The sequence below is a fragment of the Microbacterium sp. LRZ72 genome (genome assembly GCF_033792225.1).
Taxonomy (GTDB): Bacteria; Actinomycetota; Actinomycetes; order Actinomycetales; family Microbacteriaceae; genus Microbacterium.
In genome coordinates, this window is record NZ_JANGEX010000015.1 from 53139 (window position 1) to 74479 (window position 21341).

Here is a 21341-nt window from a genome sequence, read left to right on the forward strand (position 1 = left end):
CAGCCGCAGCGCCGTGGACCATGAGCTCTACCCCGCGCTGCACCCGTCGCCACCCAGTCACCAGCCCACGGATGCGGTGTGCGCGGCAACTACAGCATCGAGCCGAGGTCGGAGCCAGTGGTGGGATAGGCGGCGACGGCGGACTTCAGCTGGCGGGCAGGGATCTTCAGTTTGATCGCCAGTCCGATCATGTTGATGAGCTCGGCGTATTCGAAGCCGAGGAGGTGCGCACCGACGATCCGATCCGATCCGCGATCTATCAGGATCTTCGTCGCGGCTGTCGAAGCCCCGATCCGGTAGTTCGAATACCAGCGGCTTGTGTCGGTGTACCGCACGTCTAGATCGATACCCTCCTGACGTGCTTCACTCTCCAGCATGCCCACTCGGGCGAGTTCGGGCAGGGTGAACACGGCGGTGGGAATACCCGTGTAGTCGGGCGTGACCGTCGCCGACTTGATCATGTTCGATGCGGCGACCTTCCCTTCGGCGACCGCGATGGGAGTCAGCGGCATGCCCACGGTATCGGCGGCGTCTCCCGCGGCGTAGACCGCGGGATTGCTCGTGCTCTGCAGGTGTCGCGTGACCGTCACGCCCTGCACGGTGGACGCGACATCCGCCGCAGTGAGATTGAGCCGGTCGAGGTCGGATTCCCGACCCGCACCGTGCGACCTCGATGAACTCGCGCTGTCCGGCATGATCCAGCTGAACCCTGTATCCCCTCGAGGAGGGCTCGATCGATGAGATCGACGTCGCCGTGCGCACACGGATGCCATCCGCGGCGCCACGCTCGAGGAGAAGATTCACCAGGTCGGGATCGAAGGCTTTCAGGGGCTGCGTTCCATGGTCGACGATCAGGGGGCTGCTGCCCGAGCGTGCGGCGAGGTGAGCGAACTCGAACGAGATGAACCCGCCGCCGACGAAGAGAAGCCTGCCCGGCAGTTGCTCCAACTCCATAAACGCGGTGCTGTCGATCACGTGGTGACTCCCCGGAAAAGCCAGTGTGCGGGGCCGGGCCCCCGTGGCGATGAGGACGTGGCGTGCGGTGACCGCCTTCCCGTCGATCGCGACGGCATCGGGGGCGGCAAATTGCGTCGTGCCGTGAGTCGTCGTGACGCCGTTACGTTTCAGGGACTGCTCGACGTCGTGCGGTGCGGGGTCGGTGAAGCCGTGCTTGTGTCGCATCAGCGCACCCCAATCCACAGACAGCGATCCCGGGGCGATGCCCTTTCCCGACATCAACCGCGCGGACTCGACGACCTCTGCGGCGCGCCGAAGGATCTTCTTCGGATCACACCCGCGCAGGGCGCATGTTCCGCCGAAGGGGAGGTCATCGACGATCGCGGTCTTCCACCCGGCGGCAGCGCTCTTGTTCGCGGCGGCGACACCCGCCATCCCCGCTCCCACGACGATAAGGTCGAAACGACCGTCGCCGTTCATCGCGCGCCCCCACGCGCGGTGTCGATGGCGATCCGAAGCTGCTCGAGGCTCGGCGCCCCGGCGGGCGCGCCATCGGCGCGATAGACCCGACACGCCAGGCCGACCGGCGCGAGCGGTTCGGCGAACGGGTCGACGTCGTCGATCAAGATCGTCGGTGACCCCGGGAACCGGAGCTCCTGGGCTTCTTCTGCCGACTCGACACGGTGACGTGTGATCGTGGTGTCTTCTCGATCGCCAACCAGTTCCACGAGTCGTCGATCGGTGGTCGTCCAGTTCGGGCACCCGTCGAAGTACCGAAGAGTGATCTGCATGGCCGTCACCCTAAACCTTGCGCCCAAGTACAAGGTCAAGCGTCTACCCTGAACCGATGTTGATCGGAGCTCTCGCCACTGCAACGGGGCAGACCACTCAGGCGTTGCGGTTCTACGAGCGACACGGGCTGCTTCCTCCTCCGTCGCGAGCTGCGAACGGATACCGCACGTATGAGCACGGCGTGATCCAGAGGATCAACTTCATCAGGGCGGCCCAGTCTGCCGGCCTCACCCTGGAAGAGATCCGGAGCGTGCTCGATCTTCGAGACGAAGGCTCAGCGCCCTGCCGGCATCTCGGCGATCTCATCGAGTCCAAGTTGCTCGACGTGCGACGCCGGATGCACGAACTCGCCGCACTCGAGGTCGAACTCGAACGACTTCGTGCCCGGAGCAGGAACCTCGACCCCGCCGACTGCTCACCCGACGCCATCTGCAGGATCATCACCGAATAGGCCTCTCGTCCGTGACGCCCTCGCGCCAATGGATCGGGAATGTCTCCTCACGTCGGGGTCAGTGGCGCGATAGATCCCCGACAACGAGGGTGGTGATCGGTGGGCAAATGTGAACTGGCGGGTCATGGTCCGGTTTGTCGGGCAGGTATCGAACTCGTCGGCTCTCAGGACTATCACTGAAGGGGAAGAGTGCCGTTCTCCATGGGTAAACGCCGGGAAAGATCGGGGCGTTCAAATGAGCTACGACGGTATGGGTCGACGACCCCGCATCGTCCTGTCCGATCTCGGTGAGTGGCTATCTTCCGGCGATCAATCTCCGTCCCACGGATTGGTGGGACGAGTAACCTGCCTGTATGTCGATCATTGCCGGAGGCGCTCCCGTCACGCTTGCTGCCTTGCTCGCACGGCGTGACGAGATCACCGAGGTGCTGACCCGATATGCGGCGGCGAATCCGCGCGTGTTCGGTTCGGTGGCGCGGGGAGACGCGCGCTCAACGAGTGATGTTGATCTGTACGTGGATCTGCTCCCGGATGCGGGGAATCCGTTGTTGCGGGTGTCGGGTCTCGGTGAAGAACTCAGTGACCTGTTGGGCGTCCGTGTGGATGTGGTCACTGCCTCGCTGCTCCGCGATGGCGTGTCCGAGCCCGCGCTCGCGGAGGCTGTGCCGTTGTGAATCGACGTGACGATGAACGAACGGATGACATCCTGTCGGCGATCGACCGAATCGGGGCGTACCGCTCGTCGCTTCGCAGCGCGGACGCCCTGATCGCCGGCATGGCCTATGACGCTGTCCTGCGGAACCTTGCAGTCATCGGGGAAGCCGTTCGTGCGCTGCCGGCAGAGTTCAAGGCGGCGCGGCCGAAGGTTCCGTGGCCGGCCGTCGCGGGGCTGCGGAACATCCTTGTCCACGAGTACTTCCGTGTCGATCCCGAGATCATCACCGACATCATCGAAACAGAGCTGGTCGCGCTCACTGCGGCGCTGGAACCACGCAGTGAGGATTGAATTCGCGGGTAAACCGTGGGAAAGAACGAGGAAAGATCAGGCCCATCGGAGCGCACTGTTGAAAGGTCAGGATCCGCGGAATGACAGCGAACAGGGCCCGATTCGCACCGTTGAAATGAGGTCCTCGGGAGGTCCTCGATGAGTTCAAATCCCACCGTCACCGCCACTTTGGAAGCCCCCGAAATCCGCATGATTACGCGGAAGTTCGGGGGCTTTCGTCATCCGCGACGGGCGCCGTGGCAACGGATTGGCAACATTCGAACTGTGACGGGCCTGATCGAGGGCGTCTGAGACGCGGTCAAGGTCGTCGTCGAACAGGTCTGCGTACGTGTCGAGAGTCATTGCGGCGGACGCATGGCCGAGCATTCGCTGCACGGCTTTCACGTTCGCTCCCGCGCTGATGGCGAGGCTTGCGGCGGTGTGTCGGAGGTCGTGTGGCGAGATGGTCGGGAAGGTGGGGTCGGCCGTTTTGGCGCGCTTCACAGCGGCGGCGAACCAGCCGTCCTGAGACTGAGGTAGGCGCATGTGCCGGTACCCCTCACCGAAGACAAGGTCGTCGGCGCGCTTGTCCCGACACGCCTCGCGCAGGCCCTCGGCAAGGAACGCGGGAAAGGGCACAGATCGCGACCGTCCGGTCTTGGGTGATCCGACGTGAATGTGCGCGTTCACGAGGACGGCGTTCTCTTCGACGAACAGGCGGCGGCGCTCGAACGACACGTGTTTCACGCGCAGCCCAGTCGCTTCGCCCCATCGCAAGCCCGTATATCCGAGCGTGTTGACGAGCACCGGATACCGCGCGGCACTCGCGAGCAGGCCCACCTGCGAGTGCGTGAGGTACGCGCGTGCGCCGCGCTCCTTCTTCGGCAGCTTCATCGCGCGTGCGGGGTGATGGGTGATCCGCCGATCCCGGACCGCAACATCGAGGATGCTTGCCAGCACGCCGTGCACTCGGAGAACGGTGGTGGCGCTGTGGGTACGTGCCAACGCAGAGAGCCAGGACTGAACCTCGGAGTGGCGGATGCCTCCGACGGAGCGCCTACCCCATGCTGGCTGAACATGTATGCGCCAGGCGGAGTCGATCGATCGGAAGGTGGAGGGCTTCAGGTCGGATCGCCGGTTGCTGAGCCACTCCTGCCCGAGCTCGTCCACGGTGATTCTGGCGTCTGAGGGATTGACGTACTCGCCTCTTGCCTTCGCCGTCTCGACGCTCGCAAGGTACGTCTGAGCAGCCTTCTTCGTCAGGAATCCGCGTTTCTGGCCCTGGGAGCCGTCCGGTCGGCGGTAGAGAGCGCGATATCGCTTACCTTCTTTGGTGTCGTAGGGGCTGACGCTACCCATCCGCCTGTCGGCCGGCGATGTAGCTCATACCTTCGAGGCGTCCGGCGGCGCGGGCTTTGGCGATCCAGTCCGCGGCGGTGCGGTAGGGCACGTCGAGTTCGGCCTGCACGGCCTTGGTGGGGGGTTGCCCGGCGAGGGCGGCGGCACTGTAGATCAGCTCGACGAGGTCCATGCGCGCGTCTTTGTTCTCGCGCTTGCGGGCTTCGGCTGCCATCCAGGTCGGGACGAGGCGGCCTTCGGTGGTGGTGAGCTCGCTGACGGTGGACGGGTCGTTGCCGTCGTCGAAGGATACCGCGATGCAGGACGGGGTCGCGGCTTGAACGATCTCTTGCATCCGGACGCGGCGGAGTGCGGCGCCGTTGATCTCGCCGGCGGGCTCCGCGACGACGACGTTGACCGAGGTGACTCGGTAGCGGCCGAGCTCGGGGTCCCAGTGCGCTTGCACGGTGGTGTCGTAGGGCACGTCGCTTTCTTGAACCGTTGCCCGGAAAGCCGGCGCGATGCGCAACGCGGACCCGATGGGGACGGTGGCGTCGCGCCAGGTAATGGGTTCGCCCTCGAGTGTTCGCACGTCGATCTTCACCTCCTCAGTTTGCCTCTCCGCGTCACGAATATGCATGTACAACCTTGACGGAGTCTTGCACATCTGATTCACTCGCGTCAAACCTTGTCGGGTATACGCAAAGGAGTTGGATCATGGCAACGACGACGAACACCGCACGGGCGGGCCTTGCCCACACGTTCCTCAGCCCCGAGGAGGTGGCCGCGATGCTGCCGGGTGTGACGAAGGGCAAGCTGGCGATGTGGCGGTACGAGGGCAAGGGTCCCCGCTACCGCAAGCTGGGCCGCACCATCGTCTACGCGCTCGACGAGCTCGAGGACTGGGTCGAGGCGTCCACCCGCACTGGCACGTCCGAGGCGGTGTGACCCGTGACGTGGACGTGGATGCCGGCGGCAGAGGACGATCATGAGCCTGAGCGCACGCAACTGGGCATGGGAGACCGACAACCGGCCCCGCATCAACACCGACCCGCCCGCCGGGCCCGAGGACGTGCCGTGGGTGCCGCTGAGCCCCGCGGAGAAGCTTGTGTTGCTGTGTCTGGCGGAGTTGGAGAGCGCGGCGGAGGGGTACGCGTACCCGTCGTACGCGACGATCGCGCGCCGCACCTGCCTGAACGTGCGCACCGTGCAGCGGGTGGTGAAGGTGCTCGGCGAGTCCGGGCTGGTGCACGTCGCCCGCGACCGGCGCATCGATGGGCGGTGGCTCTCGTGCATCTACCGGTTCCCGGCAGTGCCCGAGGAGTACCGGGCGAAGGACCAGGCGTGGATGCACCGGCAACGCTTCACCGCCACCGCCGGCCGTATCCACAGTGTCGGTCCCTCGTCCGATGGCTGACCCCGAAAAGCACCCCAGCGGACACCACACCGACCACTACCGCGGCCCGTGTCGGTGTGGTGTCCGGTCGGTATCGGCGTCACGCCGACAGGGGTATCGGTCTGGCGTCCCCGCCCTATCGGTGTGATGTCCCACTAACAGTGAGAGACCAGGGAGAAGAACAGAGAAGGGATCAGCCCTCCGCGACACCCGGCATCCGCCCCTGCTCGCCCGTGACGCACGACGGCGGCTGGACTCCGACGCTCCGCAACGCCCGGAGGTCCGAACTCCGGCACTCCCGCACCGCCGCAGTTCGCACGTGCGGGGGCGTGTCGTGAAGATCGTCGCGGTCGCGAACCAGAAGGGTGGGGTCGGCAAGACGACCGTCGCGATGCAGCTCGCCGCACACCTCTCGCGCCGGTTCCGGATGCTGGTGGTCGATGTCGATCCGCAGGGATCGACGACCTGGTGGGCCGAGAACATGCACGAGCACATCCCGTTCGACTTCTCCGACGACCACGACCCCGCCGTCCTCACCCGCCTCCGCGAACTCGACAACGCCTACGACCTCGTGGTCGTCGACACTCCGGGAAGCCTCGAGGACACCCGGACGTTGGAGGCCGTGCTTGATGCCGCGGACTACGTGATCGTGCCGGTGGTGCCCGAGCCGATGGCGATCCACCCCACGCTGCGCACGATCACGCAGCTGATCGAACCCCGGCACCTGCCCTACCGGGTGCTGCTGAACCGTGTCGACGGGCGCATCCCCAACCAGTACCGGCAGTGGCAGACCGTGCTGAACAAGACGTTCGAGGTGCCGACGTTCCACGCCTATCTGCGGCAGTACGTGATCCATGCGCACGCGCCGATGCTCGGACGGCTGGTGACCAACCTCACCGATAACCGCCGCACCGAGGGCTCGATCTGGGACATCACCTGCGTCGGGTTCGAACTCACCGAATGCCTCGGCGCCGACCTGCACCGGAGGTGGTGATGATGGCGAAGATCGACCTCGCCGGCGCGCTCGGCGACGCCCGCGCCCGCCTCGCCGCGGAACTGCGGCAATCAGCATCCGCGGGCCCGGCGGTTGAAGCGACATCCGTCGAACCGGCCTCGACGGTGCCGGCGTACGCGCGCCTGACCCGCAAGGAAGCGCGCATCCGGGAGGACCAAGACGCGAACCTGACCGCGCTCGCGCGCCGGCTGATGCGCCGCCGCACCGTTCGCACCGAGCGCATCACCGAGAACACCCTCGTCCGCGTCGCGATCGACCTGCTCCTCGCCCACCAGGGAGCGCTCTCCGGCAACACGGAGACCGAAATCCGGAACTCCGTTCTGCCGCACGCCGCACTCCCGGACTCCGCGACTGTCGCTGCCCCGGACTCCGTGACTCCCGATTTCCCGGACTCCGGAAGTGAAGGCTGACCGTGCCCGCTGTGACTGTGTATTCGACGGGGCCGTCGTGCCAGCGGTGTCGGCTGACGATCCGCAAGCTCGAAGCCTCGGGCATCCGCTTCACCGTCATCGACATCACGGAAGCTGAGCACGCGGCGGCTCGTGAGTTCCTCACCGACGACCTCGGCTACACCGAAGCACCCGTCGTGATGGTCAACGGCGAGCCCGAGCACCACTGGTCGGGGTTCCGCCCCGACCTCATCGATCACCTCGCGCGCGAAGACCACACACGCCCCGAGATGTCCCCGACAGCTGCCGTCTCAGGCGCAGGCTTGCGGAGGTGACGTCGTGGCCGAATCCGAAGAAGCGCGTCAGCGCCGGCTCGAGAGCAAGCGCGAATGGCGACAGAAGAACCGTGAGCGCATCAGGGAGTATCGGCGCGAGTACGACGCGCAGAATCGCGAGCAGGTCAACCGGGCCGAGCGTGAGCGGAAGCGGCGCGCGGGGGAGCATAAGCAACGCGAGGAGGAACGGCGTGCGACCAACGCGAAGAAGTCCCGCGACTACTACCACGCCAACATCGAGGAGCGCCGCGCCTATCAGCGGGACTACCTCGCCGAACGCAAAGCCGCCGATCCTGAGGGGTACCGTGCACAGCGGAAAGCGATCAACGACCGGTGGCGGGCGCGGAACAAGGACGCGGTGAACGCGCAGGGCCGTGACTACGGTCGTGACCACCGTCCGCAGAAACAGGCCGCGGCGCGACGCTACTACGAGCAGAACGCGGAACAGATCAAAGCGAAGCGCCGCGCGCACTACGCCGCCAACCGCGACCGCGAACGCGAAGCCATGCGCATCTGGCGGGCCCGAGAGAAACGCCGCACAGACGCAGGCCTGCCGCCCGAACGACGACACCGCACCACCGCGCGCGAACGCGACGCCAACCTCGAGCAAGCGACCGCCTTCTTCACCCGCGAGCGGGACGCGGAAGGTATCGACGCGCTCCGTGCGGAGGGGCGCGTGCCGCAGCCTCTGCTCGATGAATGGCGCCGAGACTGCTACCGCGCACGCGCCGCCGACTACGCGCACCGCAACCCCGAATTCAGCCCCGACACACCCCGACGCCTCACCGCCGAACAACAGCGCATGGAGGCCATCGCCCGCGGAATCAATGCCCGCCTCAAGGCAGGCCCGCGGCGAGCGGCGGAGCGACCCGACCCCGCGCGGCCGCACGTCGGCCCAGCACCCGGCGGTGGTGGAATGAGCAGATGACAGTCCTCCCCACGCGTCACTGCAGTTCAGCATCCACAGGCCAGGCGAGAAGCCGGCGCACGCGGCTCGCTTCCGGAAGAGTGATAGCGCGAGCCACACGCTGCAGGGAGGTCTGGCCATGATTGATCGATCCGACGTGGAGGCTGTGATCGCCCGGGTGGCCATCGCAGCGTTCACCTACTACCCCGATCGCGCGACCGCCGAGCCCGGCTACACACTCGGCGAAGACGTCGCGTGGTGCGCGAAGCCCCTCGCGACGCTCGATGACGAAGAGCGCGATGCGTGGCGTCTGAGGATTGCGCGTCTGATCACGGACCCCGCAGCCGACAAGCAATCCTTCATTCGCGACATCACCGCGCTCGTCCGCAGCTGACTTCGACCGGCGTCGCGAGATCGTACGCGCCAGGGTCGGGCCCTCAAGGGCGCTCCGCGTCGCTTCACGATGCGGCTCTGCCGCACCCTTGACCGCCCGGCCCGCGCCGTGTGAGCGCTGCGTATCCCGGCGCGGCAACTATGCGCCGAAACATGCTTGTCACTGATTTCGGATCAGCCAGTTAAACTCGCGCCAGGAGGCGGGAGACATGGCCGCAGGCCCATCGGCGTGGCGCGTGAACAACGCCGTCGCGTACGACGCGCTCCGCGAACAAGCAGGCACACTCACGGCCCTGCTTCTGCAGTGCGAGCAGACGCCGGGTGAGGCGAGGGATGCTGTCATCGCCCTCCGCGCGAAGATCAACACCGTCGACGGATTCGACCGAACCGCCGTGGACGCCGCCACCGCAGAGATCGAAGGACGCATTCGCGAACTTGAGGGCCGCCCGTGAGCGGCGTCGACGGTGCGGCAATGGACGCGGGCAAGGTGTTCGAGCGCAGCATCCTGCCCATGCTGTTCCCCACCGCCGATCCCGAACCATCTCCGCGACTCACCCTCATTGCGGGTGGGCAGGGGAGTGGTCGTGTGCGCGCCATCCACCGAGCCCTGCGCTCCGCACCTGGAGCGGCCGTGGTGTCGGCCGACGACCTGCGCGGCTTTCACCCTCGCGCGGCTGAGAGCGACGCACGCGCCACGGTCGCCGCAGACGTGGCAGAGTGGCTGCGCCTTGCGATCGCCCACGCACGCGAGCACAGCAGGTCTCTCATCATTGAGGGCGAGTTCCCCCGCGCCGACGTCGTGCGCGGGGTGATTGAGCAGTTCACCGAGGCCGGATTCGTTACTGACATGATCCTGGTCGTCCCCCGCCGGCCCGAGACGTTGCTCGCGGCAGCATCCGCTCACTTCCGGGATGTTCATCGAGGCATCGCCAGCCTGGGGGTATCGGCTGCCGACCACGACATGAGCTGGCGAGAGACGCGCGGCGTAATCGAGAAACTCGCTGACGTCGGCAGACGCGCGTCGCTGATGATGCTCGATGGCGCAGGCAACGAGGTCGGTGGTGTCTCCATCGATCCCTTGCGGGCGACCAGCGCGTTTGACCAGGCTCGGGAGGGGAGCCCGACTGGGCGCGCCGCCATCGAGTGGCTGGGAGAACTGCGGCGCCTCACCGACTTCGTGCGCATACTCCCGCCGCGCGCCACCGACCTGGACGTGCTGATCGAGCTGCACCAGATCGCTCTCCGCGACGTCGTGCCGAGCATGCAGCTCCCCGCTAACTCCACCACCGGCCCTCAGCTCGAGTCGCGTTTGGCCGCCGAATCCGCAGCGCTGCGCCGCCAGCGTGCAACCCTGCCCTCGAGCGAGCCCACCGCCGCGCCGACGCCACCCTCGCCCGGTCTTGACCGATGACCTCGCGCACCGTCGGCTACACGCGGATGCTTCACGATGCGCCGTCCGTCGACGATGACATCGCCGCGCTCAAGTCACTTGGTGCAGGCACCGTGTTCGTCGACGCGGGGGGAGAGCACCCCAGGGGCCGTCCGAATCTCAAGGAGTGCGTCGCGAACCTCGCGGCCGGCGACACCCTTCTCGTCACAAGCGCGGCCCGACTGTCGCTCAGCCTCAACCTCCTCATCCTCACGCTGCACACACTCGCCGATGGGGAGATTTGCTTCCGCTCCATGCCGAGCCCGCGCTCGATATCTCCCCGGACGCGGATGCGGACGGCCGCGCGCATCTCGTTGCGCTCGATGACGTGCGTCGCACGCTCCTCGGCGATCGCGTCCGCTCCGGCCTGTCGGCCGCGTCAATAGAGGGCCGCCGTGCTGGCCGGCCCTCCGTCATGACCCCCGAGCGTATGGATACCGCCACCGAACTCCGCGCCAGCGGCCGATCGATCGCGCACATCGCGGGCGTGCTCGGCGTCAGCGCTACGGCCCTTCGGCGTGCGTTGGCGTCTACCCATCGCTGAGGCAGAGGGACAGAGCATCTCAACGCGGCACCCTCGCCGCCGGCGCGAAGTTGTTCGATCAGCGATCGAGCCGAGCAACCCTACTTGCGAGACACGCACGTGCAGCCGAAGCCGATGTCGGACAGGCGGTCCGCAGTGATCTTGCCGCAGGCGCGGCACTTGACGTGATGCGGGTCGCCCCCAACTGAGGGCGCGGTTAGGGGGCCGAGATACTCGAATCCGTGCGCTTCAGCATGGGAGAGAGCCGAGGAGTAGCTGACCGGCGTTAGATCCGCCCTTTCACCCTGGATTGCGCGGGCGTCAGCTGCCCACTTCCGCCAGTAGCAGGCCCGACAAGTCGCCTCGTTCCATGCGTTCTTCTCCAGGGTGTAGTTGAAGCGGTAGTGCGCCTGAACGCTGCACGCGAGGCACTCGGTGAGCTGCCAGTCGTCGGGGTGTGTGAAGGTTTCGAGGGGGCGCAGTCCACCGGTGCGCTGAGTGTCTTCGATGTGTGATCGACACCAGGTTGGCTTTGTCCGGGTCTTGAAGGCAGCCGTTCTCTCGCAACCTTCCACGGAGCATGCTTGATCTGTTGGTACCGGAGTCCGGCGCAGGGGTCTCGGCGGCTTGACGGCTGGAGCTAGCTTCGGTTCGGGTGGGACGGGCGCTGCCGATGAATCTCGTCGGGTTCGATCCATCTGGGTTGCGTGCGCTGCACCATTGTCCAGTAGAATCTCGGCGCCGTCGAGGCGGTTGCCGTCTAGGCAGCGAAGGAAGTCGTCTTCCGTCATGACCTCGATCTCCTGGCCGCTGTCCTGCAGTTCGAAGGCTTTGCGTGCCTTTCCTGTGATGTTCGAGCCCGGGCGGAGGACGGCCGGGTTGATGTCGCCTACAACGAGAATGTTCGTTCGTTTGGTGGTGGTTTGTTCCGGAATCGCGCCGACCTTGGCGCACTCCTGGCGAGCGGCGTCCCGTGTCATCGACATCAGGGTGCCTGTGAATACTACGACTCGGCCATAGAGGTATCCGCTCGGATCGCCGTCCGCGTTTACTTCGATCGGGGTGAAGTTGCGTCCGCCGTGCCTGCCGGATCCGATCGCGACACTGCCTCGGTACATGCCGCGGCCCATCCGTCCGATGCCGACGCCGAGTGAGTCAGCCAGTTCCAGCAGGTCCGCCGATTGCTGCTTCTCGGCCAGGCGCCTGGTCACTTCCACCACCGCGGTCGCGTCAGCGAGAGCGTCGTGGTGGTTGTCGAACGCGATGCCCATTCTCTCGGCCAGGAACGGCAGCCTGTAGGTGGGAAGTGCCAGCGCGCGACGAGCCATAACCAAGGCGCAAAGAAATCGAACCTCTGGCCATTCGATGTTGTCGAGTGCGCAGGCGTATCGCATCACGCCAACATCGAATCCCGCGTTGTGGGCGACGATCACGTCGTCGCCGATGAAGTCTACGAGGGCGGGCAAGATGTCCTTCCACCGCGGGGCGTCCGCGACCATCTCTGCGGTGATCCCGTGGATGGCTGTGTTCCAGCCATCGAACCAGTCAGCGCCCTCCGGCGGACGGATCAGCCAATGCCGTCGCTCGATGAGCTGCCCATCTCGGACACGCACCAGGCCGACTGAGCAGGGCGAGCCCCGAAAGGAATTGGCGGTCTCAAAATCGAGAGCCGTGAAATCGAGCATTCAGGCCATCCGGGTTACGGTTTGACGGTTCGTCGTCACTGCTGCCCCCTCATGCGCGCCCGGAAACTGGGCCGACGCGAGCCGATTCTGCCGTACCAGCGACGGTCCTGCTGAAGAGACACGTCAACTTCGGTATGCGAAGCTTCCGCCGCAAGCTCTTGCGGAAGCGTCCCGAGCCTCACATCCTCGTCCCGCTTGTCGGCACCACCCGATCAGGGATCCTCAATCGCGCGCCGTTCGGGAGCGGGACGCGTATCGGGGCACGGACACCGGCGCGCCGTCTGCGGTGGCCGGTCGGGGAGCGTTCAGCGCGCAGCACACCAAGACGTTGCACCGCACGCAGGCGAGAGCGATGCGGTGCGCGGCAGCGAGGCGCTCACCCTCCGCAAAAGCGGGTCAATGTCGGCCGCGGCCATATGATGTGCCCATGGACCGGCTGGGTGGGGCGTCATGACCTATACCCCTGAGCTGGCAGTGAAGCTCTCCGGCGCGACCTCCTATCAGCTGACCAAGTGGCGCCGGACGGGACTCCTCGTGCCTGAAGTGCAGCCGAAGCGCCCGCCGATCTACTCATACCGAGATGTCGTGGCGCTGCGAGCAATGGTCTTCCTGCGTGCCAAGACGTCGGCTCAGAAGCTGCGCGCGGCGTGGGGCAAGCTTGACATGGTGGCCGTCGCAGATCATCCGTCCGACTTCTCTTTCGGCACCGACGGTAGGGTCATATTCGTACGACGGCCCGACGGCGTCGTCATGGACCTTACGCACAAGACGGGCCATCTCGTGACCGAGTACACCTTCGAGGAGCTCTTCGAGGAGTTCAACAACTTCCGTGGCGAGACCGTGGTGAACTTCGAACGCCCGGCGAAGAGTCTCACCGTGCACCCTCGTACTCTCGGTGGCTGGCCTGTGGTCGCCGGAACGCGCGTACCGTTCGAGACCATTGCGCAGCTCGTCGACGAAGAGACTGTGTTCGTAGAGGACATCCCGGAGATGTTCCCGCGCGTCTCCGTCGACGCGGCGCGCGACGCGATCGCGTTTAGCCGCGCACTTGAGGCTGCGTGACCCGGCGTGACGCGACCCAAGTTCTTCATCGATGAGAACCTGCCGCACGAGTACGCAGATTCGTTACGTCGCCCGTTCCGCGCGGCGCTCTATCGCTCTTACGTTGAGGAGGACCTGCGTCGGACTGAGGACGTCGACATCTTCCCGACCTTGAACAAGCGCGGCTTCACTGCCATCATCACGCAGGATCGCAAGCAGCTGTTCTACGCCGAAGAGCGGGACGGGTTGCGCGCCGCGGGTTTGCACTGGGTCGGCCTCGTCGATATCGATGGCAAAGGCCTCGACTTCCACTCGCAGGCGCTCGCAATGCTGGCGAGCGTGCTGCCTGGACTGATCCGGAACGAGATGGATGGAGCCCACGCGTTCTACGTCACGCCCAACCACAAGCGGGTGCTACGACCAATCCACGTCGAGCGGATCTAAGTCGTCCGACTGCGGGATTCGAACCCATGGGAAACTTTCACCTCCACCCGCTCTTCAGGCGGGCGCATTGTGGCCACTCTGCCAAGTCGCCGGACCCTCCCGGGGGAAGGGGGACTCCGAGCGTACTGCTAAAGGCCAAGCGTTCGCCGTCGAGCAATCTCCTCCGCCTTGGCACGACCAGCCTGCACGCCAATTTCAGCCGCTCCGTCGGGATTGTTGTCCTCGAATCGGGCCCTGTTGGAAGCATCCATCGCCGCCCGGAGGGCTTCGGCGTACTCGTCGTCCGTGAGTGTGTACTCGGCCATGTGGCGAGCGTATCGATCCCGTGGAGCAGGCGGCAACGTGCGAGGATGATCCGGTTCATGCTGGCGTTTGACGACTGTCTCTTCTGCTGACGCCATCCCTGTGCGGGCACTGCTCGAATGCCGGCCCCCTCGGGCATTCTGGATAATCTGAATCTATGCCCGTCGACGACCGCTTGCCTGCTGAAGCGCGAGCGCGGAAACTCATCGATGAGCAGCTCGAAGCCGCCGGGTGGTTTGTCCACGACCGCAAGGACCTGAATCTCTTCGTTGGCCCGGGCGTCGCCGTTCGCGAGGTAATCATGGCAGCGGGTCACGGTCGGGTGGACTACCTCTTGTATGTCGACAAGAAGGTAGTCGGCGTCATCGAGGCCAAGCCGGTCGGCACGACTTTGTCCGGGGTCGAGTGGCAGTCTGCGATGTACGCGACTGGACTCCCCGGTACCCACGCCAAGCGCGCGATTACCATCGATGGACGTCTTCCGTTCGTCTTCGAGGCATCTGGTACAGAGACTCACTTCACCAACGGATACGACGCCAGCCCGCGCGCACGTCGGATCTTCGCGTTTCCCCAGCCGGCGACCCTGGCCAGGCAGGTGCGTGAAGCCACCGAGACCCCGGACGCACCGACGTGGCGGGCTCGGGTCCGCGGCATGCCCGAGCTCGACCGATCGAGCCTCCGTCCTGCTCAGATCGACGCGGTCGAGGGGGTCGAGAGGTCGCTGCGTGAGCAGCGTTTCTCGCGTTCCCTGATTCAGATGGCCACAGGCGCCGGCAAGACGTACACTGCCGTCACCGAGGCATACCGCCTGCTGACCTATGGCGGGTTCGGCCGCGTCTTGTTCCTCGTCGACCGCAATAACCTGGCCGATCAGACGCTCGCCGAGTTCCAGAACTATCGCACTCCTGGAGACGGCAGGCGCTTCACCGAGTTGTATCCCGTCGCGAAGCTTTCGAGCGCCGGGATGCTGGCCTCGTCGAGCGTCGTGATCTCGACGATCCAGCGCGTGCACCGGGTGCTGCAGGGCAAAGAGGCCGATGGCCGCGATGACCAGGGCATCGACGACTTCGTGCCGGACGCCCCGGTATCGGTGTCCTACAACCCCGCGATGCCGCCCGAGGCGTTCGACCTTGTCCTCGTCGACGAGGCGCACCGGTCGATCTACGGGGTGTGGCGTGGGGTGCTGGAGTATTTCGACGCGCACATCGTGGGGCTCACGGCGACGCCCGGAAAACAGACGTTCGGGTTCTTCCAGCAGAACCTCGTGTCGGAGTACACGTATCCCGAGTCGGTGGCGGACGGGGTCAACGTCGACTTCGGCGTCTACCGCATCAAGACTCGCGTGAGCGAAGAGGGCGGGCTCATCGAAGCGGGAACGATCGTGCCGAAGGTCGACCGCCGCACGCGAGCGCAACGACTCGAAGCGCTCGACGAAGATCTGGAGTACGCGGCATCCCAACTCGACCGTGCCGTGACGAACGTGTCGCAACTGCGCACGATCCTCGAGACTTACCGCGACCGCATGCCCGAGATCTTCCCGGGGCGCCGGGTCGTGCCGAAGACACTCATCTTCTGCAAAGACGACAACCACGCCGAGACCGTCGTGACGCTCGTGCGAGAGGTGTTCGGCAAGGGCAACGACTTCGCGGCGAAGATCACATACAACGCGAAGGATCCGAAGGGCCACCTGCAGGCGTTCCGCACGTCGCCAACGCTGCGCGTCGCGGTGACGGTCGACATGATCGCGACCGGCACCGACGTGAAGCCGCTGGAGTGCGTGTTCTTCCTGCGCGATGTGCGCAGCGCCCAGTACTTCGAGCAGATGAAGGGCCGGGGTGCGCGCACAATCGCCTCCGCAGACTTCCAGTCGGTGACTCCGGACGCCGCCGACAAGACCCGCTTCGTCATCGTCGACGCGGTCGGGGTGACCGAGCACGACTTCGTCGAGCCGCCGCTCAATCGCGACCGCGGGATCTCGCTCCAGAAGCTGCTCGCGAAGGTCGCCGACCTGTCGATCACCGAGGACGAGACGGCGACCCTCGCCTCGCGCCTGTCGGCGCTGGAACTTCAGCTCACCGCATCAGAGCGCGCCGAGCTCGACGAAGTCGCAGGCGGATCCCTGCGCGACGTGATCCGCGGGATCGTCGATGCCGTCGACTCCGACACTCAGGCGGCCGTACTTGCTGCCGTCCCGGGCGCCGGGCGCGAGGCTGCTCTCGCGGCCCTCATCGAGTCCGCGATCACTCCGCTCGCCGCGAACGCTGATCTGCGGGCGCGCATTCTCGAGCTGCGACGCGCCCACCATCAGGTAATCGACGAAGTCACCGTCGACGAACTGGTCGACGCGTTCGGCGTGGTCGACACGAGCCGCGCCCGGTCGATCGTGGAGTCGTGGCGCGAGTACCTGCGCGAGCACCGCAGCGAGATCAGCGCGATTCAGGTCCTTATGGAGGCAAAGACCCACCGCGTACCGTTCGCTTCGATCGAAGAGCTCGCCGAGCGAATCAAGAGGCCGCCGCACAACTGGACAGTCGACCTCATTTGGAACGCGTACGCGGCCGTGCAGGTCGAACGCGTCAAGCCCAACAGCCATGCGCGGCTCACCGACCTGGTGTCGCTGCTGCGCTTTGAACTCGGAGAAGACAACGACCTCGTGCCGTACGCTGACCTCATCCGCACCCGATACGACGACTGGCTTGGCCGTCAGGCGCTTATCGGCACGGTATTTACCGGCCCCCAGCGCTGGTGGCTCGACCGCATGGCCGACGTGATCGCCAACTCGGCAGGACTGACGGACGCCGACCTCGAACTTGCACCGTTCTCGGAGCGTGGCGGGCCCGAAGGGGCCGTGCGCGACCTCGGCGCCGGCGCCGGCGCACTCATCGAATCGCTCAACGCGGAGCTGACCGCGTGAGTTTCGAGACCGTGCCGCTCGAATCGCTGGCGGCACTTGAACCAGGAGCGATCACGGACGGCCCATTCGGATCGAACCTGACGAGCGCGCATTACACAACCGAGGGTCCCCAGGTCGTTCGTCTGCAGAACATCGGTGATGGATCGTACAAGCGTGCCGAAGCTCACATTTCGCAGACTCATTTCGAGTCGCTGCGGAAACACGAGGTGATCGGCGGAGACCTCCTCGTCGCTTCACTCGGCGACAACCTGCCGCGAGCGTGCTTGATGCCTGCGGACATCGGACCGGCGATCGTAAAGGCTGACTGTATTCGCGTGCGTCTATCGCAAGAGGTCGACCCACGCTGGGTTCTCTACGCACTTCAACGCCCAGCGGCAAGGGCATGGGCCAAGGATCAACTCCACGGCGTCGGAAGACCGCGCCTCGGGCTCAAGACCATTCGTCGGATACCGCTGCCGATCGTTGCCCTGGCCGAGCAACGACGGATTGTCGACATTCTCGAAGACCACATCTCTCGTCTGGACACAGCAGACACACTGCTAGGGCGTGTCTCAGAAAGATGGAGGGGGCGGCTGAGACGCTGAGAGAGTGTCTCGATTCCAGCTCCTTTCTGATGATCAATGGGTGTTGATCGCACCGTTCCTCCCGTCGCGGACCGGCCGTCGAGGGCGCCCGTTCTCGGACGCGCGGATGATCGTGGAGGGGATCATCTATCGGTATCGGTGCGGGATCGCGTGGCGTGATCTGCCGCGAGAGTTCGGGCCGTGGCAGACCGTCTGGCGGTGGCACCGGAACCTCGCTGACGATGGCACCTGGGACCGGGTTCACCAGGCGCTGCTCACCGCGGCCGATCAGGACGGGAAGATCGGGTGGACGGTGTCGGTGGACTCCACCATCGCGCGTGCACATCAGCACGCGACGAACCTCACGCGCCTCACAGGGGGCTGGGTCGAATTACACGAATCCGGACGTCGAGCCGCCTGATCACGCCATTGGCCGCTCCCGCGGCGGCCTGTCGACGAAGATCCACCAGCTCGTCGACGACCACGGACTACCGCTGGTGATCGCCGTCGCGCCCGGCCAGGCCGGTGACGCCCCCGCCCTGCTGCCGTTGCTGCGGCGGCTCCGTGTCGCACGTCCGGTCGGGCGTCCCCGCACCCGGCCCGACGCCGTCCGCGGCGACAAGGCGTACTCCTCGCGCGCGATCCGCGCTCACTTGCACGGCCGCGGCATCCGCGCCGTGATCCCGCAACCACGCGACCAGCAAGCGCATCGGAAACGACGCGGGTCACACGGTGGACGCCCGCCCGGATTCGACGCGGACGACTACAAGGGCCGCAACGTCGTGGAACGGCGCTTCTGCGACGTCAAGCAGTGGCGCGGGCTCGCGACCCGCTACGACAAACTCGCGATCATGTTCCGCGCCGCCGTGACACTCAACGCCGTAGTCGCCTGGACCCAGAGATGTTTATGAGACATGCCCTAGACCGAACCGTTCGGCGGTCGGCCTCGCTCGTCGCCCACGCCCTGTCGATCGCGAGTGCAGGTGACCGCACTCGACTCGGCACGATCGCAGACATCCAGGGCGGGATTCAAAAGCAGCCGAAGCGCAAGCCCGCACACAACATCGCCCCGTTCCTCCGGGTGGCGAACGTCACGGCCTCGGGCCTCGACCTTCGTGATGTACACCAGATCGAGGTTTTCGCTGGTGACCGTGACCGTTACGGATTGATTCCCGGGGACCTGCTCGTGGTCGAGGGCAACGGCAGCGCCTCGCAAATCGGTCGCGCTTCACTATGGGACGGCTCTATCCCGGGCGCCGTGCACCAGAATCACCTGATTCGAGTTCGGCCGTCCAAAACCCTGATCCCCGCGTACCTCGAGGCAGTCTGGAACTCGCCCCAGAACCGCGACACGCTAACGAATATCTCCAGCTCATCGAGCGGGTTGCACACGCTCAGCGTTGGGAAACTCAAGGCGCTCGAGATCCCGGTGCCATCCATTGAAAGGCAGGCAAGCGCGATCGCGCAGGTCGACGCAATTCGTGATGCATGCTCCCAACTGACGAGCTCGGCAGGCGCGAGCCAACAACAGTCGGCCTCGCTCCGCCGCGCCCTGTTCGCGGCCGCATTCTCGGGCAAGCTCACCGGGGCAGCATCTGATTCCGACGTCATCGAAGAGCTTGCCGTCATCGCCTGAAACGCACGAGCTTGTGGTAGCTGCACCTTCGGGCGCGACTGTTGACTAGCCGGAAGCACATCTACACGCGGAGTGAGAACAAGAATGACTGAACCCCGGCGCCTGGTCGACAAGCTGTGGGCGTACGCGAACGTGCTGCGCGACGACGGCGTCGGCACGGTCGATTACACCGAGCAGCTCACGTACCTGCTGTTCCTCAAGATGGCACACGAGCGGGCGACTCGGCCGTTGCGGCCGGAGCGGATCGTGCCCGACGAATACTCGTGGCAGCGACTGCTCGACGCCGACGGCGCCGAGCTCGAGACCGAGTACACGCGCATCCTGCAGGGGCTTGGGCGAGAGCCGGGTACTCTCGGCGTAATCTTCCGCAAGGCGCAGAATCGCGTGCAAGACCCGGCGAAACTCAAGCGCCTCATACACGATCTGATCGACGCCGAGCAGTGGTCGCAGACAGGTGTAGATATCAAGGGCGACGCGTACGAGTCGCTGCTGGCGAAGGGCGCCGAAGACGTCAAGTCGGGCGCCGGGCAGTATTTCACGCCGCGCGCGATCATTGACGCGATCGTCGACTGCGTTCGCCCGACCGTCGGCGACACGGTCACCGACCCGGCGTGTGGCACCGGCGGCTTTCTTCTGCAGGCGTACGAGTACGCCGCGCAGGATGCGGCATCCTTCACCCCTCCCCAGCGCGAACACCTGCAAAGGTCCCTTGTACACGGTGTGGAACTCGTCGACGGCACCGCGCGCCTTGCCGCGATGAACCTGCTGCTACACGGCGCGGGCGAGGCAAACGGCCCGTCGCTCATCGAGGTGAAGGACTCGCTCATTGCCGACCCGGGGCGCCGATGGAGCGTCGTACTGTCGAACCCGCCATTCGGCCGCAAGTCCTCGCTAACGATGGTCGGGGCCGACGGTCGTGAAGCGCGGGAGGACCTTGAGATCGAGCGGCAGGACTTCGTCGTGACGACCTCGAACAAGCAACTGAACTTCCTCCAGCACATTGCCACGATCCTCGACATCAACGGACGCGCCGCGGTCGTCCTGCCTGACAACGTGCTGTTCGAAGGCGGGGCGGGCGAAACCCTACGGCGACGGATGCTGAAGGACTTTGACCTGCACACCGTGCTGCGACTGCCCACGGGCATTTTCTACGCCGGCGGCGTTAAGGCAAACGTACTGTTCTTCGACAAGAAGCCCGCGGCCGAGCATCCGTGGACCAGCAAGCTGTGGATATACGACTTGCGCACCAACCAGCACTTCACTCTCAAGCAGAACCGGCTCACGCGGGCGCACCTCGACGACTTCGTTTGGTGCTTCGGTGCCGACCGCAATGCGCGTGTGGAGAGCGAGCGCTTTAGAGCCTTTGACTACGACAATCTGCTCGCCCGCGACAAGGTCAACCTCGACATCACGTGGTTGCGCGATGAAACGCTCGAGGACCTCGATAACCTGCCCTCGCCGGAGGTCATCGCTCGAGAGATCGTGGAAGATCTCGCGGCGGCATTGGCCGAGTTCGAGGCCGTGGCTGCCGCTCTGGAGGAGGGCGCGCTCCGTGATCAACCGCGTTGACGCGCCATTCCTTCTCATGCTGCGCCAGCGGAAAGAAGGTTGGCCCAGTGTGGATAAACGAGCGGCCGGCGTTCCCCGATAGCCTCAAGGGGCTGCGTGGCGGACCCCGGTCAGTCGAATGGTAGCGGTGCGGCAGTCGGGGGGATGGTGCGGTCGCCACTACGGTGGGCTGGAAGCAAGCGGGGCTGCTTCCAGTCATGGTGACGTCCCCTGGGGTGGTGTAGTTCTCGGCGGTGGTGTCGGCGTCGTAGACGTTGGTGAGCCATCGTGCGATGG

At 65.6% G+C, this 21341-nt stretch carries 27 protein-coding genes and 1 tRNA gene; 20 read left to right on the forward strand and 8 right to left on the reverse strand.

Translation table 11 applies throughout. The features are described 5' to 3' along the window. Positions 1-89: 89 nt before the first annotated feature. Genes M4I32_RS15245 through M4I32_RS13150 form a run of 3 tightly spaced genes read right to left on the reverse strand, consistent with a single transcriptional unit; the run spans position 90 to position 1748 of the window. Positions 90-461, reverse strand: coding sequence for an NAD(P)/FAD-dependent oxidoreductase (locus M4I32_RS15245; protein ID WP_413466829.1), 372 nt, complete (start codon positions 459-461; stop codon positions 90-92). Further along, on the reverse strand, positions 364-1437 hold the full coding sequence (locus M4I32_RS15250; RefSeq protein ID WP_413466830.1) for an FAD-dependent oxidoreductase: 1074 nt from the start codon (positions 1435-1437) through the stop codon (positions 364-366). Before M4I32_RS15250 ends, M4I32_RS15245 begins: the two co-directional genes overlap by 98 nt. Continuing rightward, entirely contained in the window at positions 1434-1748 is a 315-nt protein-coding gene (locus tag M4I32_RS13150; RefSeq protein WP_319034935.1) for a thioredoxin family protein, read from the reverse strand. Before M4I32_RS13150 ends, M4I32_RS15250 begins: the two co-directional genes overlap by 4 nt. 56 nt (positions 1749-1804) lie before the next feature. Between M4I32_RS13150 and M4I32_RS13155 the strand changes: the two genes are divergently transcribed. The 3 genes from M4I32_RS13155 to M4I32_RS13165 all read left to right on the forward strand — a co-directional run bounded on the left by M4I32_RS13155 (position 1805) and on the right by M4I32_RS13165 (position 3206). After that, the gene (locus tag M4I32_RS13155; RefSeq protein WP_319034936.1) at positions 1805-2200 is read left to right on the forward strand and encodes a heavy metal-responsive transcriptional regulator; all 396 of its coding nucleotides are present in this window, start codon (positions 1805-1807) and stop codon (positions 2198-2200) included. Positions 2201-2553: 353 nt separating this feature from the next. After that, the gene (locus M4I32_RS13160; protein WP_319034937.1) at positions 2554-2874 is read left to right on the forward strand and encodes a nucleotidyltransferase family protein; all 321 of its coding nucleotides are present in this window, start codon (positions 2554-2556) and stop codon (positions 2872-2874) included. Then, positions 2871-3206, forward strand: coding sequence for a DUF86 domain-containing protein (locus M4I32_RS13165; protein ID WP_319034938.1), 336 nt, complete (start codon positions 2871-2873; stop codon positions 3204-3206). Before M4I32_RS13160 ends, M4I32_RS13165 begins: the two co-directional genes overlap by 4 nt. A gap of 144 nt (positions 3207-3350) precedes the next feature. Here the strand turns inward: M4I32_RS13165 and M4I32_RS13170 are convergent, their stop codons facing one another. Both M4I32_RS13170 and M4I32_RS13175 read right to left on the reverse strand, forming a co-directional pair. Further along, positions 3351-4544, reverse strand: coding sequence for a tyrosine-type recombinase/integrase (locus M4I32_RS13170; RefSeq protein WP_413466831.1), 1194 nt, complete (start codon positions 4542-4544; stop codon positions 3351-3353). After that, a complete protein-coding gene (locus M4I32_RS13175) occupies positions 4537-5127 on the reverse strand; it encodes a hypothetical protein (protein WP_319034940.1) in 591 nt (196 codons plus the stop codon). Before M4I32_RS13175 ends, M4I32_RS13170 begins: the two co-directional genes overlap by 8 nt. Before the next feature lie 113 nt (positions 5128-5240). Between M4I32_RS13175 and M4I32_RS13180 the strand changes: the two genes are divergently transcribed. From M4I32_RS13180 to M4I32_RS13225, 10 genes are all read left to right on the forward strand, one after another. Beyond that, complete coding sequence (locus M4I32_RS13180; RefSeq protein ID WP_319034941.1) at positions 5241-5471, forward strand: helix-turn-helix domain-containing protein; 231 nt, start codon at positions 5241-5243, stop codon at positions 5469-5471. Between the two features lie 40 nt (positions 5472-5511). Further along, positions 5512-5940 (forward strand): helix-turn-helix domain-containing protein, encoded by a 429-nt coding sequence (locus tag M4I32_RS13185; protein ID WP_319034942.1) that lies wholly within the window; start codon positions 5512-5514, stop codon positions 5938-5940. Between the two features lie 313 nt (positions 5941-6253). Next, on the forward strand, positions 6254-6913 hold the full coding sequence (locus tag M4I32_RS13190) for a ParA family protein (RefSeq protein WP_319034943.1): 660 nt from the start codon (positions 6254-6256) through the stop codon (positions 6911-6913). A 2-nt stretch (positions 6914-6915) separates the two neighbouring features. After that, on the forward strand, positions 6916-7344 hold the full coding sequence (locus tag M4I32_RS13195; protein ID WP_319034944.1) for a hypothetical protein: 429 nt from the start codon (positions 6916-6918) through the stop codon (positions 7342-7344). 2 nt (positions 7345-7346) lie between these two features. Beyond that, positions 7347-7658 (forward strand): glutaredoxin family protein, encoded by a 312-nt coding sequence (locus M4I32_RS13200; protein ID WP_319034945.1) that lies wholly within the window; start codon positions 7347-7349, stop codon positions 7656-7658. Positions 7659-7662: 4 nt separating this feature from the next. Further along, positions 7663-8586, forward strand: coding sequence for a hypothetical protein (locus M4I32_RS13205; protein ID WP_319034946.1), 924 nt, complete (start codon positions 7663-7665; stop codon positions 8584-8586). A gap of 118 nt (positions 8587-8704) precedes the next feature. After that, positions 8705-8959, forward strand: coding sequence for a hypothetical protein (locus M4I32_RS13210; protein ID WP_319034947.1), 255 nt, complete (start codon positions 8705-8707; stop codon positions 8957-8959). Positions 8960-9167: 208 nt separating this feature from the next. Further along, the gene (locus M4I32_RS13215) at positions 9168-9410 is read left to right on the forward strand and encodes a hypothetical protein (RefSeq protein ID WP_319034948.1); all 243 of its coding nucleotides are present in this window, start codon (positions 9168-9170) and stop codon (positions 9408-9410) included. Then, entirely contained in the window at positions 9407-10369 is a 963-nt protein-coding gene (locus tag M4I32_RS13220; protein WP_319034949.1) for a zeta toxin family protein, read from the forward strand. The genes M4I32_RS13215 and M4I32_RS13220 overlap by 4 nt, the downstream gene beginning before the upstream one ends. Continuing rightward, entirely contained in the window at positions 10366-10773 is a 408-nt protein-coding gene (locus tag M4I32_RS13225; protein ID WP_319034950.1) for a recombinase family protein, read from the forward strand. The genes M4I32_RS13220 and M4I32_RS13225 overlap by 4 nt, the downstream gene beginning before the upstream one ends. 238 nt (positions 10774-11011) lie before the next feature. Here M4I32_RS13225 and M4I32_RS13230 read toward each other — a convergent pair whose 3' ends face one another. After that, positions 11012-12595: an exonuclease domain-containing protein gene (locus M4I32_RS13230; protein WP_319034951.1), complete on the reverse strand. Its 1584-nt coding sequence runs from the start codon at positions 12593-12595 to the stop codon at positions 11012-11014. Between the two features lie 450 nt (positions 12596-13045). On the opposite strand from M4I32_RS13230, the gene M4I32_RS13235 reads away from it, so the two are divergent. Next, positions 13046-13657, forward strand: a complete 612-nt coding sequence (locus M4I32_RS13235) for a DUF433 domain-containing protein (RefSeq protein WP_319034952.1) — start codon at positions 13046-13048, stop codon at positions 13655-13657. Positions 13658-13663: 6 nt separating this feature from the next. Further along, on the forward strand, positions 13664-14080 hold the full coding sequence (locus M4I32_RS13240) for a hypothetical protein (protein ID WP_319034953.1): 417 nt from the start codon (positions 13664-13666) through the stop codon (positions 14078-14080). Positions 14081-14082: 2 nt separating this feature from the next. Here the strand turns inward: M4I32_RS13240 and M4I32_RS13245 are convergent. Further along, positions 14083-14171: transfer RNA gene (locus tag M4I32_RS13245), tRNA-Phe, on the reverse strand. Between the two features lie 37 nt (positions 14172-14208). Then, positions 14209-14385 carry a hypothetical protein gene (locus M4I32_RS13250; protein WP_319034954.1) on the reverse strand — a complete coding sequence of 59 codons (177 nt, stop codon included), beginning with the start codon at positions 14383-14385 and terminating at the stop codon, positions 14209-14211. A gap of 155 nt (positions 14386-14540) precedes the next feature. On the opposite strand from M4I32_RS13250, the gene M4I32_RS13255 reads away from it, so the two are divergent. The 5 genes from M4I32_RS13255 to M4I32_RS13275 all read left to right on the forward strand — a co-directional run bounded on the left by M4I32_RS13255 (position 14541) and on the right by M4I32_RS13275 (position 21065). Next, entirely contained in the window at positions 14541-17297 is a 2757-nt protein-coding gene (locus M4I32_RS13255; RefSeq protein ID WP_319034955.1) for a DEAD/DEAH box helicase family protein, read from the forward strand. Continuing rightward, on the forward strand, positions 17294-17881 hold the full coding sequence (locus M4I32_RS13260) for a restriction endonuclease subunit S (RefSeq protein ID WP_319034956.1): 588 nt from the start codon (positions 17294-17296) through the stop codon (positions 17879-17881). Before M4I32_RS13255 ends, M4I32_RS13260 begins: the two co-directional genes overlap by 4 nt. 4 nt (positions 17882-17885) lie before the next feature. Then, a protein-coding gene (locus M4I32_RS13265) for an IS5 family transposase (protein WP_319034957.1) occupies positions 17886-18771 on the forward strand; the annotation gives its coding sequence in 2 pieces (ribosomal slippage) (positions 17886-18236 and positions 18238-18771; 885 coding nt in all). Then, the gene (locus tag M4I32_RS13270; protein ID WP_319034958.1) at positions 18768-19496 is read left to right on the forward strand and encodes a hypothetical protein; all 729 of its coding nucleotides are present in this window, start codon (positions 18768-18770) and stop codon (positions 19494-19496) included. The genes M4I32_RS13265 and M4I32_RS13270 overlap by 4 nt, the downstream gene beginning before the upstream one ends. An 84-nt stretch (positions 19497-19580) precedes the next feature. Next, positions 19581-21065 (forward strand): class I SAM-dependent DNA methyltransferase, encoded by a 1485-nt coding sequence (locus M4I32_RS13275; protein WP_319034959.1) that lies wholly within the window; start codon positions 19581-19583, stop codon positions 21063-21065. The last annotated feature ends 276 nt before the right edge of the window (positions 21066-21341 follow it).